Origin of the sequence: Kitasatospora phosalacinea (genome assembly GCF_000717185.1) — a bacterium.
GTDB classification, from domain to species: domain Bacteria; phylum Actinomycetota; class Actinomycetes; order Streptomycetales; family Streptomycetaceae; genus Kitasatospora; species Kitasatospora phosalacinea_A.
In genome coordinates, this window is record NZ_JNYE01000029.1 from 45,561 (window position 1) to 63,653 (window position 18,093).

17 protein-coding genes are annotated in these 18,093 nt (G+C 72.4%); all 17 read left to right on the top strand.

Annotated features, from left to right (window positions below; all coding sequences use genetic code 11):
- The first annotated feature begins 95 nt into the window (after positions 1–95).
- Positions 96–1,388: a homoserine dehydrogenase gene (locus tag OO57_RS15180; RefSeq protein WP_033252974.1), complete on the top strand. Its 1,293-nt coding sequence runs from the start codon at positions 96–98 to the stop codon at positions 1,386–1,388.
- Positions 1,389–1,397: 9 nt separating this feature from the next.
- Positions 1,398–2,486 carry a threonine synthase gene (gene thrC / locus OO57_RS15185; RefSeq protein WP_033252975.1) on the top strand — a complete coding sequence of 363 codons (1,089 nt, stop codon included), beginning with the start codon at positions 1,398–1,400 and terminating at the stop codon, positions 2,484–2,486.
- A 293-nt stretch (positions 2,487–2,779) separates the two neighbouring features.
- A complete protein-coding gene (thrB, locus tag OO57_RS15190) occupies positions 2,780–3,697 on the top strand; it encodes a homoserine kinase (protein ID WP_033252976.1) in 918 nt (305 codons plus the stop codon).
- 513 nt (positions 3,698–4,210) lie between these two features.
- Positions 4,211–6,316, top strand: coding sequence for a transcription termination factor Rho (gene rho, locus OO57_RS15195; protein WP_033252977.1), 2,106 nt, complete (start codon positions 4,211–4,213; stop codon positions 6,314–6,316).
- Positions 6,317–6,503: 187 nt separating this feature from the next.
- The gene (locus tag OO57_RS15200) at positions 6,504–7,664 is read left to right on the top strand and encodes an LCP family protein (RefSeq protein ID WP_051777657.1); all 1,161 of its coding nucleotides are present in this window, start codon (positions 6,504–6,506) and stop codon (positions 7,662–7,664) included.
- Between the two features lie 124 nt (positions 7,665–7,788).
- Positions 7,789–8,013 carry a 50S ribosomal protein L31 gene (gene rpmE / locus OO57_RS15205; RefSeq protein WP_033214688.1) on the top strand — a complete coding sequence of 75 codons (225 nt, stop codon included), beginning with the start codon at positions 7,789–7,791 and terminating at the stop codon, positions 8,011–8,013.
- Between the two features lie 120 nt (positions 8,014–8,133).
- A complete protein-coding gene (gene prfA / locus OO57_RS15210) occupies positions 8,134–9,210 on the top strand; it encodes a peptide chain release factor 1 (protein ID WP_033252978.1) in 1,077 nt (358 codons plus the stop codon).
- 18 nt (positions 9,211–9,228) lie between these two features.
- Positions 9,229–10,095 (top strand): peptide chain release factor N(5)-glutamine methyltransferase, encoded by an 867-nt coding sequence (prmC, locus tag OO57_RS15215; protein WP_033252979.1) that lies wholly within the window; start codon positions 9,229–9,231, stop codon positions 10,093–10,095.
- 175 nt (positions 10,096–10,270) lie between these two features.
- Positions 10,271–10,918, top strand: coding sequence for an L-threonylcarbamoyladenylate synthase (locus OO57_RS15220; protein ID WP_033252980.1), 648 nt, complete (start codon positions 10,271–10,273; stop codon positions 10,916–10,918).
- Positions 10,915–11,589 (top strand): protein-tyrosine-phosphatase, encoded by a 675-nt coding sequence (locus OO57_RS15225; RefSeq protein WP_418909887.1) that lies wholly within the window; start codon positions 10,915–10,917, stop codon positions 11,587–11,589. Before OO57_RS15220 ends, OO57_RS15225 begins: the two co-directional genes overlap by 4 nt.
- Before the next feature lie 165 nt (positions 11,590–11,754).
- On the top strand, positions 11,755–13,017 hold the full coding sequence (gene glyA / locus OO57_RS15230) for a serine hydroxymethyltransferase (protein WP_033252981.1): 1,263 nt from the start codon (positions 11,755–11,757) through the stop codon (positions 13,015–13,017).
- A 163-nt stretch (positions 13,018–13,180) separates the two neighbouring features.
- Positions 13,181–14,512: an MraY family glycosyltransferase gene (locus tag OO57_RS15235; protein WP_033253013.1), complete on the top strand. Its 1,332-nt coding sequence runs from the start codon at positions 13,181–13,183 to the stop codon at positions 14,510–14,512.
- A gap of 286 nt (positions 14,513–14,798) precedes the next feature.
- The gene (locus tag OO57_RS15240; protein ID WP_033252982.1) at positions 14,799–15,221 is read left to right on the top strand and encodes a hypothetical protein; all 423 of its coding nucleotides are present in this window, start codon (positions 14,799–14,801) and stop codon (positions 15,219–15,221) included.
- 279 nt (positions 15,222–15,500) lie between these two features.
- On the top strand, positions 15,501–16,313 hold the full coding sequence (atpB, locus tag OO57_RS15245) for a F0F1 ATP synthase subunit A (protein WP_199811264.1): 813 nt from the start codon (positions 15,501–15,503) through the stop codon (positions 16,311–16,313).
- A gap of 81 nt (positions 16,314–16,394) precedes the next feature.
- Entirely contained in the window at positions 16,395–16,625 is a 231-nt protein-coding gene (atpE, locus tag OO57_RS15250) for an ATP synthase F0 subunit C (protein ID WP_033214701.1), read from the top strand.
- A 41-nt stretch (positions 16,626–16,666) separates the two neighbouring features.
- On the top strand, positions 16,667–17,221 hold the full coding sequence (locus OO57_RS15255) for a F0F1 ATP synthase subunit B (protein ID WP_033252984.1): 555 nt from the start codon (positions 16,667–16,669) through the stop codon (positions 17,219–17,221).
- Positions 17,218–18,033, top strand: a complete 816-nt coding sequence (locus tag OO57_RS15260) for a F0F1 ATP synthase subunit delta (RefSeq protein ID WP_033252985.1) — start codon at positions 17,218–17,220, stop codon at positions 18,031–18,033. The genes OO57_RS15255 and OO57_RS15260 overlap by 4 nt, the downstream gene beginning before the upstream one ends.
- The last annotated feature ends 60 nt before the right edge of the window (positions 18,034–18,093 follow it).

An 18,093-nucleotide genomic window follows, 5' to 3' on the forward strand; every position in this document is an offset into this window, starting at 1 on the left:
CTGTGCGGAAAGTCCCGGAGACTGGTGACGACAGACAAGCCCCCGGGGGCGACGGAACACCCCGGCGGGGACCGAAGAATGCAGAGCGGAGTCGGATGATGCGTACGCGCCCGCTGAAGGTGGCGTTGCTGGGCTGTGGTGTGGTGGGCTCCGAGGTGGCGCGCATCATGACGACGACGGCCGACGACCTCGCCGCGCGCATCGGCGCCCCGGTCGAGCTCGCGGGCATCGCGGTCCGGCGGGCCGGCCGCTCCCGCCCGGGGGTGCCCGACCACCTGCTCACCACCGACGCCGAGACCCTGGTCAGCCGGGACGACGTCGACGTGGTGGTCGAGGTCGTGGGCGGCATCGAACCGTCCAAGTCGCTGATCCTGAAAGCCTTCGCGGGCGGCGCCTCGGTCGTCTCCGCCAACAAGGCGCTGCTCGCCAAGGACGGCGCCGAGCTGCACGAGGCGGCCGCCGCGGCCGGCGTCGACCTCTACTACGAGGCCGCCGTCGCCGGGGCGATCCCGCTGCTGCGGCCGCTGCGCGAGTCGCTGGCGGGCGACAAGGTGAACCGGGTGCTGGGCATCGTCAACGGCACCACCAACTTCATCCTCGACAAGATGGACTCCACCGGCGCCGGGTACTCCGAGGCGCTGGAGGAGGCCACCGCGCTGGGCTACGCCGAGGCCGACCCGACCGCCGACGTGGAGGGCTTCGACGCCGCCGCCAAGGCCGCCATCCTGGCCGGGATCGCCTTCCACACCAAGGTCACCGCCGCGGACGTCTACCGCGAGGGCATCACCGAGGTCACCGCCGCCGACATCGCCTCCGCCAAGCAGATGGGCTGCGTGGTCAAGCTGCTGGCGATCTGCGAGCGCGCCGCCGACGGCGCCTCGGTCACCGCCCGGGTCCACCCGGCGATGATCCCGCTCAGCCACCCGCTGGCCTCGGTCCGCGAGGCGTACAACGCGGTCTTCGTGGAGGCCGAGGCGGCCGGCCGGCTGATGTTCTACGGCCCCGGCGCGGGCGGCTCGCCGACCGCCTCCGCGGTCCTCGGCGACCTGGTCGCGGTCTGCCGCAACAAGCTGGTCGGCACCACCGGCCCGGGCGACTCGGTGTACGCGGCGCTGCCCGCCAAGCCGATGGACGAGGTGGTCACCCGCTACCACGTCAGCCTGGACGTGGACGACCGCGCGGGCGTGCTCGCCCAGGTCGCCTCGGTCTTCGCCGAGCACGGCGTGTCCATCGACACCGTCCGCCAGCAGGGCCGCGACGGCGACGCCGCGCTCGTCGTGGTGACCCACCGCGCCACCGACGCCGCCCTGTCGGCGACGGTCGACAAGCTCCGCGCACTGGACAGCGTGCGCGACGTGGCCAGCATCATGCGGGTCGAAGGGGAATAAGGAAAGCCAATGAACGCCGTGATTGCCCGAGGCAGCCACACCCACCAGTGGCGCGGCCTCATCGAGGAGTACCGCGACCGCCTCCCGGTCTCCGACTCCACCCCCGTGGTGACCCTGCTGGAGGGCGGCACGCCGCTCGTCCCCGCCCAGGTGCTCTCCGAGCGCACCGGCTGCGACGTCTACCTCAAGGTCGAGGGCGCCAACCCGACCGGCTCCTTCAAGGACCGCGGGATGACCATGGCCATCTCCAAGGCCAAGGAGGACGGCGCCCAGGCCGTCATCTGCGCGTCCACCGGCAACACCTCGGCCTCCGCCGCCGCCTACGCGGTGCGGGCCGGGATGGTCTCCGCCGTGCTCGTCCCGCAGGGCAAGATCGCGCTCGGCAAGATGGGCCAGGCGCTGGTGCACGGCGCCAAGATCCTCCAGGTCGACGGCAACTTCGACGACTGCCTGACGCTGGCCCGCGAGCTCTCCGAGAAGTACCCGGTGGCGCTGGTCAACTCGGTCAACCCGGTGCGCATCGAGGGCCAGAAGACCGCCGCCTTCGAGATCGTCGACATGCTCGGCGACGCCCCGGACGTCCACGTCCTCCCGGTCGGCAACGCGGGCAACATCACCGCCTACTGGAAGGGCTACCGCGAGTACGCGGCGGACGGCCTGGCCACCCGCACCCCCCGGATGTGGGGCTTCCAGGCGTCCGGCTCGGCCCCGATCGTGGACGGCGCCCCGGTGCTCAAGCCGCAGACCATCGCCACCGCGATCCGGATCGGCAACCCGGCCTCCTGGGACTACGCGCTCGCCGCCCGGGACGACTCCGGCGGCCTCATCGACAAGGTGACGGACCGCCAGATCCTGGCCGCCTACCGCCTGCTGGCCGCGCAGGAGGGCGTCTTCGTGGAGCCCGCCTCCGCCGCCTCGGTGGCCGGCCTGCTGGCCAAGGCCGAGGCCGGCCTGGTCGACCCCGGGCAGCGGATCGTCTGCACCGTCACCGGCAACGGCCTCAAGGACCCGGACTGGGCGGTGGCCGGCGCGCCGCAGCCCCAGGTCGTCCCGATCGACCCGGAGACGGCCGCCCGCCGCCTCGGCCTGCTCGACTGACGCCGCTCGACCGAGCGTCGACCCGGCGAGCGGCCGGCCCCCTCCGGGCCGGCCGCTCGCCGCCGCTTTCCGGTCAACCCACCGGCGCTTTTCCGCTGCTTGCAGCAACACGGAAGATCGAAGCCGAGCGGGGTGTACCGCTCCGGAACCTCTCTTCGATACGCTTGACCCCGGCGGGCCGCGCCGTGCTGCGCGCCCCTTCCGAGACCCCGCCGTCCGTACCGCCGCAGGCCCCGTCGTCCGGATGGATCCGGGCCTGAGATCCCCCACCTTTTCAGGAGTGTGTCCACCGCATGGCCGGTCCCGCGTTCCGCGCCGCCGCCGTCCGGGTCCGCGTCCCCGCGACCAGCGCCAACCTCGGCCCCGGCTTCGACGCCTTCGGCCTCGCCCTGGGGCTCTACGACGACGTGGTGGTCCGGGTCGCCGACTCCGGCCTGACCGTGGACATCGCCGGGGAGGGCGCCGGGAACCTCGCCCGCGACGAGCGCCACCTGGTGGTCCGCTCGATGCGCGCCGCCTTCGACCGGCTCGGCGGCCAGCCCCGCGGCCTCGAAGTGGTCTGCGCCAACCGGATACCGCACGGCCGCGGCCTGGGCTCCTCGTCCGCCGCGATCTGCGCCGGCATCGTCGCCGCCCGCGCCGTCACCATCGGCGGCGCCTCCGCGCTCGGCGACGACGCGCTGCTGGCCCTCGCCTCCGAGCTGGAGGGCCACCCCGACAACGTCGCGGCCTGCCTGCGCGGCAACTTCACCGTCGCCTGGACCGAGGACGGCGGCGCCCGCACCATCACCCTGGACCCCTCCGACCGGGTCGTGCCGGTCGTGTTCATCCCGTCCACCGAGGTGCTCACCGAGACCGCCCGCGGCCTGCTCCCCAGGACCGTGCCGCTGGCCGACGCCGCGCTCAACGCGGGCCGCGCCGCCCTGCTGGTCGAGGCGCTCACCCGCCGCCCCGAGCTGCTGCTCACCGCCACCGAGGACCGCCTGCACCAGGACTACCGGGCCTCCGCGATGCCGGACAGCGCCGCCCTGGTCGCCGCGCTGCGCGCCGAGGGCGTCCCCGCCGTCATCTCGGGCGCCGGACCGACCGTGCTCGCGCTCACCGACGAGGCGCACGTCGGCAAGGTGATGGACTTCGCGGGCGAGCAGTTCGCGTCGCACCGGCTGGAGCTGGACCGCACCGGCGCCACCGTGCTGCCGCTCGACATGTGAGACGGACACGATTGACAACCAAAGGGCTGGGGAATGTGTCAGGGGGTAGGTAGTGTTAACCTCATTGCTGCACCAGATGCCCTCCGGGCGCCGGTGCGACGCATCCCGATCCCGTTCCCCCGTCCGCACGGGGGCCGGAAGCTCGGGAACACGATTCTCCGGGAGCTCGCCACAGCGCGTACGCAGCCTGCCTGCGCGATTGCGGCCCGTCCCGAAGCCGTGACGGCACCGGACTCCCACCCCCAGCCTCCGCACTGAGGCTCGGCCGGGCTGGGGCCCGCAGTGCCGCCGCGCGACGGGGGCCCGGGTATCAACAAGGCGCAGCGAGGTCGGCACCAGAACCGGCCGTCCGCGCCGCTTCGCACCACAGTGCACCGCACTTCGCAGCTCCCCGGAAGGACCAGCCTTCCACGGGAATCCAGCCCCTGACCAGTGCAAAGAGCCACTGGACAGGACAGCACAACCGGTCGCCGTGCCAGACAGGCCGACGTCCGCTCCAGGGAAGGACCCTTAGTGAGCGACACCACCGATCTGATGGGCGCGCGCCCGGACGCCGAGGCGTCGGACGCGGCCGCCCCGGCGGCTCCGGCGCGACGCCGTCGTACCGCCGCCGCCGGCCTGGACGGCCTGGTGCTGGCCGAGCTCCAGAAGCTCGCCTCGTCCCTCGGGATCAGCGGCACCGGGCGGCTGCGCAAGAGCCAGCTGATCGAGGCCATCAAGGAGAAGAGCGGCGGGGACCCGCTGCTCGCGGGCGCCCCCGGCGCCGCCGCTCCGGCCGCGAAGAAGGCCGCCAAGGCCGCCGCCGCGCCCGCCGCCGAGGCCGCCCCGGCCGAGGAGCAGGGCGAACCGGCGGCTTCGCCGCGGGCGGCCCGCCGCACCCGTGCCGCCGTCGCCACCGAGCCGCAGGCGCAGATCGAGATCCCGGTGCAGGCCGCCGCCGAGACCGCGGCCGCCACCGCCCGGGCCGAGCGCCCGCGCCGCCGGGCCACCGCCGCGGCCGGCGCCCCGACCGCCGAGGCGGCCGCCGCCGCCGCGGCCACCGCGACCGAGCAGGCCCCCGCCGAGGCCAAGGCCGAGGCGCAGCGCCCGGCCGCCGCCGAGGGCGAGGCCCGCGCCGAGCGCCGCGAGCGCCGGGACCGCCGCGAGCGCACCGAGCGCACCGAGGCCCCCGCGGCCGAGGGCGACGGCGAGGTGCGCGAGTCCCGCCGGGACCGCCGCAACCGCCGCGAGCGCGACCGCACCGACCGGCAGCAGGGCGGCGACCGCCAGCAGCAGGACGGCGGCCAGGGCCGCCAGCAGAACCAGCAGCAGGGCGGCTCCCAGCAGCAGGGCGGCGGCAACGCCCACCAGCAGCAGGGCGGTTACGACGACGAGTTCGGCGACGACGGCCGCCGCGGCCGCCGCGGCCGCTACCGCGACCGCCGGGGCCGCCGCCGCGACGGCTTCGAGGGCACCGGCGGCCCCGAGGTCCCGCTGAGCGACGACGACGTCCTGATCCCCGTCGCGGGCATCCTGGACATCCTCGACAACTACGCCTTCGTCCGGACCTCGGGCTACCTGCCCGGCCAGAACGACGTCTACGTCTCGCTGGCCCAGGTCCGCAAGCACGGCCTGCGCAAGGGCGACGCCATCACCGGCGCGGTCCGCCAGCCCAAGGACGGCGAGCGCCGCGAGAAGTTCAACGCCATGGTGCGGCTGGACTCCGTCAACGGCATGGACCCGGACAGCGGCCGCGGCCGCCCCGAGTTCGGCAAGCTGACCCCGCTGTACCCGCAGGAGCGGCTGCGCCTGGAGACCGACCCGGGCGTGCTGACCACCCGGATCATCGACCTGGTGTCGCCGATCGGCAAGGGCCAGCGCGGTCTGATCGTGGCCCCGCCGAAGACCGGCAAGACCATGATCATGCAGGCGATCGCCAACGCGATCACCCACAACAACCCCGAGTGCCACCTGATGGTCGTCCTGGTGGACGAGCGTCCGGAAGAGGTCACCGACATGCAGCGGTCGGTGAAGGGCGAGGTCATCTCCTCGACCTTCGACCGCCCGGCCGAGGACCACACCACCGTCGCCGAGCTCGCCATCGAGCGCGCCAAGCGCCTGGTGGAGCTGGGCCACGACGTGGTGATCCTGCTGGACTCCATCACCCGCCTGGGCCGCGCCTACAACCTGGCCGCGCCCGCCTCCGGCCGCATCCTGTCCGGTGGTGTCGACTCGACCGCGCTGTACCCGCCGAAGAAGTTCTTCGGCGCCGCGCGCAACATCGAGAACGGCGGCTCGCTGACCATCCTCGCCACCGCGCTGGTCGACACCGGCTCCCGGATGGACGAGGTGATCTTCGAGGAGTTCAAGGGCACCGGCAACATGGAGCTCAAGCTCGACCGGAAGCTCTCGGACAAGCGCATCTTCCCCTCCGTCGACGTGGACGCCTCCGGCACCCGCAAGGAGGAGATCCTGCTCGGCCACGAGGAGCTGGCCATCACCTGGAAGCTCCGCCGGGTCCTGCACGCGCTGGACTCGCAGCAGGCGATCGAGCTGCTGCTGGACAAGATGAAGCAGACCAAGTCGAACGCCGAGTTCCTGATGCAGATCGCGAAGAACACCCCGGGTTCGGGCGACTGACCCCGGCCGCGACCGCACCGGAGACCCCGCACCGCCGTCCAGGCGGGGCGGGGTCTCCGCCGTTCCGGGCGCCCGCCGCCCCGGGGCCGCGGGCGGGCCCCGGGGCCGGGCCCCGCCCGGAAACCGATCACCGTTCCGGCGTGTCACTTATGCTCGAAAGGTCGCACTGAGGGCGAAAAGAGGCGATATGGCCGAGAACACCGAACGCCGCCCCCCGCGCCGCCGCAGGCTGCGGATCGCACTGTTCGCCCTGGCCGGCGTCGTCCTGGTCGCCGCCGGGCTGGGCGGGCTCGCCTACTGGAAGCTGAACGGGAACATCCGCAGCGTCGACATCTCCGGCCAGCTGGGCACCGCCCGGCCGCCCGCCTCCACCGGCGGGGCGTTCAACGTGCTGGTGCTGGGCTCCGACTCGCGCTCCGGCGCCAACGGGAGCCTGGCGGGCGGCGAGACCGGCGACACCGCCCGCTCGGACACCGCGATGGTGGTGCACGTCAACCAGGCGCACACCGCCGCCTCGGTGGTCTCCGTACCGCGCGACACCCTGGTGTCCCGTCCGGCCTGCACCGGCACCGGCGGCAAGCAGGTCGCGGCCGCCCGCAGCGCGATGTTCAACTCCGCGTACGAGGTCGGCGGCCCGGCCTGCGCGGTGAAGACCGCCGAGCAGCTCACCGGGATGCGGATGGACCACTTCGTCGAGGTGGACTTCGCCGGGTTCGCCGCGATGATCGACGCGATCGGCGGGGTGGACGTCACCACCACGGTCGCGATCGACGACGCGGACAGCGGACTGCACCTGGACCCGGGCGACCACCACCTGGGCGGGGAGCAGGCGCTGGCCTTCGTCCGGACCAGGCACGGCATCGGCGACGGCAGCGACCTGGGCCGGATCGAGCTGCAGCAGGAGATGGTCCGGGCGATGCTCGGGCAGGTCGGCTCGCTCGGCCTGGCCTCCAACCCGGTGGCGATGTGGAAGCTCGGCGACCAGCTGACCAGTTCGCTGACCACCGACTCCGACCTGGCCTCGGTGGGCGCGCTGGTCGGCCTGGCGCAGACGATCAAGAAGATCGGCCCCGGCCAGCTCACCATGGTCACCCTGCCGGTGGTGTACTCGGTCAACGACCCCAACCGGGTGGTGCCGAAGAACCCGGACGCCCAGCAGCTGTGGGCGGCGCTGCGCGGCGACGGGGCGGTGCCGCAGTCGGTGCTCGCGGAGCAGCCGACCAACCCGGCGCAGGCCGACCCCTCGGCGGGCCCGTCGGCGGGTCGGTCGGCCGACCCGTCCGCCCGGGCGTCGGCCTCCGCGGCCCGCTCGGCCCGGCCGACCGCGGTGGACGGGGGAGCGGAATAGTCGGATCCGCCTCCCGGTTTGGGAAGAAGCGGGCAGTGCTGGCACACTGGTCCGTCGGTCCCGGTTCACGAGCGGCTGCCCAGTCCGCCGACCCGGTGCCCTCCCGATCAGCTAGGAGAATCCCTTGAAGTCCAACGTTCACCCGGAGTACGTGCTCACCAAGGTGACCTGCACCTGTGGCAACGAGTTCACCACCCGCTCCACCGAGACCAGCGGCGAGATCCGCGCCGAGGTCTGCTCGAACTGCCACCCGTTCTACACCGGCAAGCAGAAGATCCTCGACACCGGTGGCCGCGTGGCCCGCTTCGAGGCCCGCTTCGGCAAGAAGCTCTCCGGCGGCAAGGCCTAGCGCTTCCACGGCGCCGGTCTCGGACGTCCCCGTGCTCGTCACGGTGGCGTCCGGGCCGGCGCCGTTCGCGTCTCCCCCCTCCAGCACCCCGCGGCACACTCACGGAAGTAGGACAGACCGATGTTCGAGGCAGTCGAAGAGCTCCTCGTCGAGCACGCCGACCTCGAGAAGAGGCTGGCCGACCCGTCGGTGCACGCCGACCAGGCGAACGCCCGCAAGCTGGCCAAGCGCTACGCCGAGCTGACCCCGATCACCCGGACGTACCTGGCCTGGAGGCAGACCGGCGAGGACATCGCCGCCGCGCGCGAACTCGCCGCCGAGGACCCGGACTTCATCGCCGAGGCGAAGGCGTCCGAGGCCCGCCGGGAGGAGCTGACCGAGGAGCTGCGGCTGCTGCTGGTGCCGCGCGACCCCAACGACGACAAGGACGTCATCCTGGAGGTCAAGGCGGGCGAGGGCGGCGAGGAGTCCGCGCTGTTCGCCGGCGACCTGCTGCGGATGTACCTGCGCTACGCCGAGCGGCTGGGCTGGAAGACCGAGATCATCGACGCCAACGAGTCCGACCTCGGCGGCTACAAGGACGTCTCGGTCGCGGTCAAGACGCGCGGCAGCACCGAGCCCGGGCAGGGCGTCTGGGCCCGGCTGAAGTACGAGGGCGGCGTGCACCGGGTGCAGCGGGTGCCCGCGACCGAGTCGCAGGGCCGCATCCACACCTCCGCCGCGGGCGTGCTGGTCACCCCGGAGGCCGAGGAGGTCGAGGTGGAGGTCCACGCCAACGACCTGCGGATCGACGTCTACCGCTCCTCCGGCCCCGGCGGGCAGTCGGTGAACACCACCGACTCCGCGGTCCGGATCACCCACCTGCCGACCGGTATCGTGGCGTCCTGCCAGAACGAGAAGAGCCAGCTGCAGAACAAGGAGCAGGCGATGCGCATCCTGCGTTCGCGGCTGCTGGCCGCCGCGCAGGAGGAGGCCGAGCGGGAGGCGTCCGACGCCCGCCGCAGCCAGGTCCGCACCGTGGACCGCTCCGAGCGGATCCGGACGTACAACTTCCCGGAGAACCGCATCTCCGACCACCGCACCGGCTTCAAGTCGTACAACCTGGACCAGGTGCTGGACGGGGAGCTCAACGCCGTCATCCAGTCCTGCGTGGACGCCGACGCCGCGGCCAAGCTGGCCGCCGCGCAGGAGAACTGAGCCTAAGGGGCCCGAGGGATGAACCTGCTGCTCGCCGAGGTGGCCCAGGCCACCCAGCGCCTGGCCGCGGCCGGCGTGCCCTCGCCGCGCTTCGACGCGGAGGAGCTGGCGGCGCACATCCACGGGGTGAAGCGCAGCCAGCTGCACACCGTGCCGGACGGCGACTTCGACGCCCGGTACTGGGAGGCGGTCTCCCGCCGCGAGCAGCGCGAGCCGCTGCAGCACATCACCGGACGGGCGTTCTTCCGCTACCTCGAACTGGAGGTCGGCCCCGGGGTGTTCGTCCCCCGGCCGGAGACCGAGTCGGTGGTCGAGTGGGCGATAGACGCGGTCCGCGCGATGGACGTGGCCGAGCCGCTGGTGGTCGACCTGTGCACCGGCTCCGGGGCGATCGCGCTGGCCCTCGCCCAGGAACTGCCCCGCTCCACCGTGCACGCCTTCGAACTCGACGAGGGCGCCATCGCCTACACCCGCCGCAACGTCGAGGCCAGCCCCGACCGGGCCCGGGTCCACCTGCACCAGGGCGACGCCACCCAGGCCTTCGCCGACGACCGCGGCTGGGACGGCCGCTTCGACCTGGTGATCAGCAACCCGCCGTACATCCCGCTCACCGAGTGGGAGTACGTCGCCCCCGAGGCCCGCGACCACGACCCGCAGATGTCGCTGTTCTCCGGCGAGGACGGCCTGGACACCATCCGCGGCATCGAACGCGTCGCGGCCCGGCTGCTGCGGCCCGGCGGCGCGGTGGTGATCGAGCACGCGGACACCCAGGGCGGGCAGGTCCCGTGGATCTTCCGCGAGGAGGGCGGCTGGACGGACGCCGCCGACCACCGGGACCTGAACAACCGGCCGCGCTTCACAACAGCCCGAAGGGTCTCGTTGTGAACATCGAGCACAGCACGACGGCCCGAAGGGTCTCGTTGTGAACATCGAGCACAGCACGACGGCCCGAAGGGTCTCGTTGTGAACACCGAGCACAGCACGACGGCAAGGCGCGTTTCGCCGTAGGGCACTGCCGCGCCGCACGTACCACTGACACCACCGGAAGGGGATTGCTCCGATGAGCCGCCGATACGACTGCTCCGACGCCCAGGACCGCGCGAGCGGGCTGCGTGAGGCCGCCACGGCGATCCGCCGCGGGGAGCTGGTGGTGGTGCCGACCGACACCGTGTACGGCCTCGCCGCGGACGCCTTCTCGCCGGAGGCGGTCGGCGCGCTGCTCGCCGCCAAGGGCCGGGGCCGGAACATGCCCTCGCCGGTGCTGGTCGGGTCGCCGACCACGCTGCACGGGCTGGTCACCGACTTCTCCGAGCAGGCCTGGGAGCTGGTGGACGCGTTCTGGCCGGGCGGCCTGACCCTGGTGGCGCGCCACCAGCCGTCGCTGCGCTGGGACCTGGGCGAGACCCGGGGCACCGTCGCGGTCCGGATGCCGCTGCACCCGGTCGTCCTGGAGCTGCTGAACGCCACCGGCCCGCTCGCGGTCTCCTCCGGCAACAAGACCGGCGGCCCGTCCCCGTCCACCTGCGACGAGGCCCAGTCGCAGCTCGGCGACGCGGTGTCGATCTACCTGGACGGCGGCACGGCCGACTACGGCACGCCCTCCACCATCGTCGACGTCACCGGCAAGGTGCCGGTGGTGCTGCGGGCGGGCGCGATCGGCGTCGAGCAGCTGAGGGAGGTCGTTCCGGACGTGGAGGCCGGCAGTTGACCGCCGCCGCCCCGTCGTACGGAGCGGGGAGCGCCCTGGCACCCTTCACGGAGCCGGGGCCGCTCCCGCTGGACACCTTCCGGATCCTGTTCGTCTGCACCGGCAACATCTGCCGCTCCCCGATCGCCGAACGCCTGGCCCGGCTGGAGATCGACTCCCGGCTGGGCCTGCGCACCGGCCGCCGGATCGTGGTGGAGAGCGCCGGGACGTGGGGCCACGAGGGGGCCCCGATGGAGGCGCACGCGGCGACGGTGCTCGGCGAGTATGGCGCGGACAGCGCCGGCTTCGCGGGCCGCGAGCTGCTGGACGAGCACGTGATCGACGCCGACCTGGTGCTGACCGCGACCCTGGACCACCGGGCGCAGGTCATCTCGATGGGGCACGCGGCGGGTCTGCGGACCTTCACCATCAAGGAGTTCACCCGTCTGGTGCAAAGGGTCGACCCGCGGACCCTGCCGGACCCGCGGGACGGCGCGCGACTGACCGAACGCGCCCGCGCACTGGTCCGCTCGGCCGCCGCCCTGCGGGGCTGGCTGCTGGCCTCCGCGCCCGAGTTCGACGAGCTGAGGGACCCTTACGGGGCCCCGATCGGCATGTTCCGCAACTGCGGCGAGGAGATATTCGACGCGCTGGACCCGGTGGTGACCGCACTGACGGGTGTGGCCCGCTGAGTTGAGCGCCCTCCACTAAAGTTTCCGTGGGGGATTCGTGAAGACTGCGTGCGCAGGCCGTGGGGGCAACCGGAAAGGCGCAAGCCCGCGCGCGCGGGCGGGCCGGGCGGCAGGGGCCGACCTACGCTGGGGGAACCTGCCCGCACCGCAGCCTGGAGCCGCACCATGACGGTCGCCGACGCCCCGCTCACCCACTGGGAGGCCGCCGAGGCCCTGCGCACGGCCGACCCGCTGATCGCCGACCTGCTCACCGCCGAGGACGAACGCCGGGCCGGGAGCCTGCAACTGCTCGCCGGGGAGAACCTGGCCACCCCCGCCGTGCTGGCCGCGCTCTCCGGCCCGCTGGTCGACAAGTACGCCGAGGGCTATCCCGGCCACCGCCACCACACCGGCTGCGCGCCCGCCGACACCGTGGAGCTGCTGGCGATCGACCGGGCCCGCGAACTCTTCGCCGCCCCGCACGCCAACGTCCAACCCCGCTCCGGGACTTCGGCGATGCTGGCGGCCTACGCGGCCCTGCTCCGGCCGGACGACGCGGTGCTCGCGATGTCGCTGGAGCACGGCGGCCACCTCAGCGCCGGCTCCCGCGCCAACTTCTCCGGCCGCTGGTTCCGCTTCCACGGCTACGGGGTGCGCGCCGACGACGGCCGGATCGACCTGGAGCAGGTCCGCGCACTGGCCCGCGAGCACCGCCCGAAGGCGATCGTGGCGGGCGGCATCTCCTACCCGCGGCACGTCGACTGGGCCGCCTTCCGGGAGATCGCCGACGAGGTCGACGCCTACCTGATCGCCGCCGCCGGGCAGACCGCGGGCCTGGTCGCCGCCGGTGCCGCCCCCTCCCCGGTGCCGTACGCGGACGTCACCGTGGCCACCACCCACAAGCTGCTGCGCGGCCCGCGCGGCGGCCTGCTGCTGTGCACCGCCGCCCTGGCCGACCGGATCGACCGGGCGGTGTTCCCGTTCAGCCAGGGCGGGGCGGCGATGCACGAGGTGGCCGCCAAGGCGGTGGCACTGGCCCAGGCCGCCACCCCCGCGTACACCGGCTACGTCCGCCGGGCGGTCTCCGGGGCCCGGGCGCTGGCCGCCGGACTGGCCGCGGCCGGGGCGGCGCCGCTCACCGGCGGCACCGACACCCACCTGGTGACCGCCTCGGTCGCCCCGCTCGGCCTGACCGGCGTGGAGGCCGAGCGCCGGTGCGCCGCCGCCGGGCTGATGCTCGGCCGCTGCGCCCTCCCGTACGACCCGGCGCCGCCCACCGAGACCTCCGGGATCCGGCTGGGCACCGGGGCCTGCGCGGCCCAGGGGATGGGGGAGGCGGAACTCGCCGAGGTCGGCGCCCTGCTGGGGCGGGTGCTGGGCGGGGCGCCGGTGGAGCCGGTGCGGGAGCGGGTGCGCGAGCTGGCCCGGGCGTTCGCCGGGCGGGGCTGAGGGGGCGGCCGCCCGCCCCGGTGGCCGTTCGGGAGAACCGCGATGCGGGGGCACGGCGTCGGAGTCAATAAGGTGTGCTCCGTGGCGACGCACCTCGAACCCCGAACCAGCGCGGGAGTACCCTGCGTACTCGTCCGTCCGAGCGCGATCCTGGAGGCCAGTGGTGCGTGACTACCTGCTGGTCATGTTCGTCTCCGCGGCGGTGACCTACCTGCTGGTCAGCCCCGTGCGGAAGTTCGCGATCGCGGCCGGGGCGATGCCCGCCGTCCGCGCGCGCGACGTGCACCGCGAGCCCACCCCGCGGCTCGGCGGCATCGCGATGTTCGGCGGTCTGCTGGCCGGCCTGCTCGCCGCGTCCCAACTCTCGGGCACGGGGCGGATGTTCGTGCAGAGCGCGGACATCAAGGCGCTGCTCTCCGGGGCCGGGATCATGTTCGTGCTGGGCGTCCTGGACGACAAGTGGGGCGTGGACGCGCTGGTGAAGCTCGGCGGCCAGATGATCGCCGCGGGCGTCATGGTCTGGCAGGGCGTCACGGTGATCTCCATCCCGGTGCCCGGCTACGGCCCGGTCTACACGACGCCCACCCAGGGCATGATCGTCTCGGTCGTGCTGGTGGTCGTCATGGTCAACGCGGTGAACTTCATCGACGGCCTGGACGGCCTGGCCGCGGGCATGGTCTGCATCGCCGCGATGGCCTTCTTCCTCTACTCGTACCGCCTCTGGCTCGGCTACGGGATCAACGACGCCGCGCCCGCCGCGCTGTTCACCGCCGTGCTGATCGGCATGTGCCTGGGCTTCCTGCCGCACAACCTGCACCCGGCCCGGATCTTCATGGGCGACTCCGGCTCGATGATGCTCGGCCTGATGCTGGCCGTCGCCGCGATCTCCATCACCGGCCGCGTCGACCCCGACCTGGTCTCCGCGCAGACCGGTTCGCAGACCACCGCGGTGCACGCCCTGGTGCCGATCTACATCCCGCTGCTCCTGCCGCTGACGGTGATCGCGCTGCCGCTGGCCGACCTGCTGCTGGCCGTGGTGCGCCGCACCTGGGCGGGCAAGTCGCCGTTCGCCGCGGACAAGCAGCACCTGCACCACCGGCTGCTGGAGGTCGGGCACTCGCACAGCCGGGCCGTGCTGATCATGTACTTCTGGGCCGCGCTGATCGCCTTCGGCACCGTCGCGGTGTCGGTCACCAACACCGGCCGCACGGTGATCCTGGCGATGGCGGGCCTGTGCCTGGTCGGCCTCGCGGTGCTGCTGATGCCGCGCTTCAAGCCGCGCGCGCCCAAGGCCGTGCAGTCCTTCGTCCCGCCCCGCTACCGGGACGGCGAGGAGTCGGACGCGGCGGCCGGGGAGGACGACGCCGCGGGCGGCGTCGAGGACGGGGCGGAGGTGCCCGCGATGGCCGAGCTGTCGGCCGAGGACAAGGCCCTGCTGGGGCGGCTGGGCAGCGGCGCGACGGCGGTCGGGCCGCGGGGCGAGCGGCGCCCCTGACGGGGGGTCAACTCCGGCTGGGCCGTTCGGCGGCACCCGTTCGGCGGCACCCGTGGGCCTTCCGTGTGACAGGTACCACACGTTCATGGTAAAGCTCTCATCAAATAGTTTGTGATACCGTTCACGAGTACCGAGAACACGCCGAAAGACCTGACAGGTGGAGGACTTCCGTCCCCGGTCGGTCTCCCTCGACGGGTCCGCCGTTCCAGCGGCTGCCCGCGGCGAGGTCCTCGCACCCCCGTGTGTCTCTGCCCCCCGTTTCCGACATGCCGCCGGAGTTGCCGACATGCCGTCCCACGACGCCCGGATCCTCCGTGGCGCCGCAATCCCCACTGCGGTCGCCGGAGTGGTCGCCATGGCGGCCTCCTTCGTCGCCGCCGGAGGGAAGGGCCTGCTCGGCGCCCTGCTCGCGACCGTGGTCGTGATCGCCTTCTTCGGGGCCGGTCAGATCGCGCTCGTCCGGCTGGGCCGGAACAACCCGCAGATGCTGATGCCGATCGCGATGCTGGTCTACACCACTCAGATCCTGGTGGTCGGCATCCTGCTCGCGGTGGCGAAACGACTCACCTTCTTCGACCACAAGGTCTTCGGCCTCTCCCTGCTCGGCCTGGTGATCATCTGGATGTGCTTCCAGGTGCGGGGCTGGCTCAAGGCCAAGACCTTCTACGTGGAACCCGACGGCAAGCCGAAATCAGGGCGTCAACCGTGAGCGGGGCATACCGTCCCCCTCGCGAGGGGGGCGGTGTTTATGCCCTCCTGACGGACTGCTATCGTCCGTCCCAACGGCGGAGTACGGGAAGCGGCCAGGTCCCTCCGATGATCGGACGGATCGCCCCCCGGCTCCACGAAGCTTTCGAAGATCCCGCGGTGGGGATATGCGCCGCGCCGGGTCAGCGAGAAATCCAACTAGTTCCAGTGCCGCACCGTGGCCACCGGCCACGCCGACACACCGAGGTTGCCGTAACCATGCGTCAGAACGAAGGAGTCTGTGGTGGGTGCTGACGTCCAGCTCGCCTCCGAGGCCGGTTGCCACTTCGACTCCGGCTGCGGCTTCCCCGCTCCCGGCCTCGGTGAGTTCGACTTCAAGCCGATCTTCTCGGTCGGCGGCGTCGACTTCACCAAGCCGATGCTGCTGTCGATCATCTGCGCGCTGCTGGTGGTCGGGTTCTTCTGGGCCGCCTTCGCCAAGCCGAAGCTGCTCCCCAGCAAGTTCCAGCTGGTCGGTGAGATCGGGTACGACTTCGTCAAGCGGAGCATCGTGCTGGAGACCATCGGCAAAAAGGGCGAGAAGTACGTCCCGATGCTGGTCTCGATGTTCTTCTTCGTGTGGATCATGAACATCATGTCCATCGTCCCGTTCGCCCAGTTCCCGGTGATGTCGCGGATCGCGTACCCCGCCGGACTCGCACTGGTCGTCTGGGTCACGTACATGGGCCTGACCTTCAAGAAGCACGGCTTCGTCGGCGGCATGAAGAACCTCTGCTGGCCGTCGGGCATCCCGGGCTGGGTCATGTTCATCCTGGTGCCGATCGAGTTCTTCTCGAACATCTTCGTGCGCCCCTTCACCCTCGCGGTCCGAGCCTTCGCCAACATGTTCGCCGGTCACCTGCTGATCGTCGTCTTCTCGGTGGCCTCGTGGTACCTGCTCAGCCCCACCATCGGCGCCCTGTACGGCTCGGTGTCCTTCGTGGTGGCCGTCGGTCTGACCGCCTTCGAGCTGCTGGTGCAGTTCCTGCAGGCGTACATCTTCGTGATGCTCGCCAGCAGCTACATCGCCGGTGCCCTGGAAGAGGCGCACTGAGCCCCGCGGCCCCGGCCGCGCCCACGAACTCCCGGTGGCCAACACCCACCGGTATCCCATCCCCGCAAAGGATTAGCTGAGATGTCCGCTCTCGCTGAAGGTGTGTCCGGTTCCGTCGCTTCCATCGGCTACGGTCTCGCCGCGATCGGCCCCGGCATCGGTGTCGGTCTGATCTTCGGTAACGGTGTGCAGGCGATGGCCCGTCAGCCCGAGGCTGCCGGCCTGATCCGCTCCAACATGTTCATCGGCTTCGCCCTGACCGAGGCCCTCGCCCTGATCGGCATCGTCATGCCGTTCGTCTACGGCCAGTGAGCCAGGCGCACCGGTAGTCACTTCCGACGAAAGGTTCTGATATGGCCCCCGAGGTTTTCCTCGCGGAAGAGAAGATGAACCCTCTTCTCCCCGCGTGGCCCGAGGTCATCATCGGCCTGCTCTGCTTCTTCATCGTCTTCGGCATCCTCGGCAAGAAGCTCCTCCCCAGCATCGAGAAGGTGCTGGGGGAGCGCCGTGACGCCATCGAAGGCGGCATGAAGCGCGCGGACGCCGCTCAGGCCGAGGCCCAGGCCCTGCTTGAGCAGTACCGCGCCGAGCTCGCCGAGGCGCGCCACGAGGCCGCTCGGATCACCGAGCACGCCCGTGAGCAGGGCGCCGCCCTGATCACCGAGATGCGCGAGGAGGGCCAGCGCCAGCGCGAGGCCATCGTCGCGGCCGGCCACGCCCAGATCGAGGCCGACAAGAAGCAGGCGACCGCGGTCCTGCGCCAGGACGTCGGCTCGCTGGCCTCCCAGCTGGCCTCCCGCATCGTCGGTGAGTCCCTGGAGGACCACGCCCGCCAGAGCGGCGTCATCGACCGCTTCCTGGACGAGCTGGAGTCCAAGGCCGTCGCTGCCCAGGGTGCGTCCAAGTGATCGGCGCGAGCCGTGAGGCACTTGCCGCCGGACGCGAGAACCTGGAGAGCCTGACCGACAACACTTCGGTGGACGCGGCCAAGCTTGCCGAGGAACTCGCTGCCGTCACCGCGCTGCTGGACCGCGAGGTCTCGCTGCGCCGCGTCCTGACCGACCCCGCGCGGTCCGGCCAGGACAAGGCCCAGCTGGTCGCCTCGCTGCTGAACGGCCAGGTCTCCGGCGAGAGCGTCGACCTGGTCTCCGGCCTGGTCCGCTCGCGCTGGTCCGGCCCGCGCGACCTGGTCGACGCGGTCGAGGAGCTCGCCGCGTACGCCGAGGTCGTCGCCGCCGACAAGGCGGGCGCGCTGGACGACGTCGAGGACGAGCTGTTCCGGTTCGGCCGGGTGGTGGCGGGCTCGCACGAGCTGCGCGCCGCGCTGACCGAGCCGAAGGCCGACACCGCCGCCAAGGCGGCGTTGATCCGCAAGCTCCTCGGCGGCCGCGCCAACGCGGGCACCGTCCGCCTGGTCACCAGCCTGGTCACCAACCCGCGTGGTCGTAGCCTGGAAGGTGGCCTGGAGTCCTACTCCAAGCTCGCCGCCTCCCGGCGGGGCCGCGTGGTGGCCCTGGTCACCACCGCGATCCCGCTGTCGGACGTCCAGAAGCAGCGCCTCGCCGCCGCCCTGGCCGGCCTGTACGGCCGGCAGGTCCACCTGAACATCGACGTGGACCCGACGGTCCAGGGCGGTGTCCGGGTCCAGATCGGCGACGAGATCATCGACGGCACCGTCGCGAGCCGCCTCGAAGGCGCTCGCCAGGGCCTCGAAGGCTGAGCACCAGCACTATCCGACCCTCGGTCGGGCGTCGGTCCACACCAGGTGGGCCGGCAAAAC